The organism is Cetobacterium somerae ATCC BAA-474 (assembly GCF_000479045.1).
In the GTDB taxonomy this organism is placed as follows: Bacteria; Fusobacteriota; Fusobacteriia; order Fusobacteriales; family Fusobacteriaceae; genus Cetobacterium_A; species Cetobacterium_A somerae.
In genome coordinates, this window is the sequence record NZ_KI518149.1 from 4,894 (window position 1) to 5,387 (window position 494).

Sequence of the window (494 nt, forward strand, 5' to 3'; positions counted from 1 at the left end):
GCTGTTGCTAAAATTGCAACTGGAAGAAAAAACCTTCAAACTTATGGAGAGAAGATGTTTACAGAATCTACTCCACTAGATCCAAGAAGTCCATATTCAGCATCTAAAACAGCATCTGATATGATAGTTATGGCCTATGGAGAAACATATAAGTTTCCATTTAATATAACAAGATGTAGCAATAACTATGGACCATATCACTTCCCAGAGAAGCTAATTCCACTAATTATTAAAAATATTTTAGCTGGAAAGAAACTTCCTGTATACGGAAAGGGAGATAATGTAAGAGACTGGTTATATGTAATGGATCACTGTAAAGGTATTGATATGGTTATATCTAATGCTAAAGCACACGAGATATATAACATTGGTGGGTTTAATGAGGAGCAAAATATCAATATAGTAAAACTTACCATAGATACAATAGCTAGAATCATGAAAGATGAGCCTAAATATCAAGAAGTTTTAAGTACTGATTTAGCTAATATCAATTA

At 32.0% G+C, this 494-nt stretch carries 1 protein-coding gene; it reads left to right on the forward strand.

Annotated elements, in window-relative coordinates; genetic code table 11:
- A partial coding sequence (locus HMPREF0202_RS15740) for a GDP-mannose 4,6-dehydratase (RefSeq protein WP_023052358.1) occupies nt 1-494 on the forward strand: 494 nt, incomplete at both ends.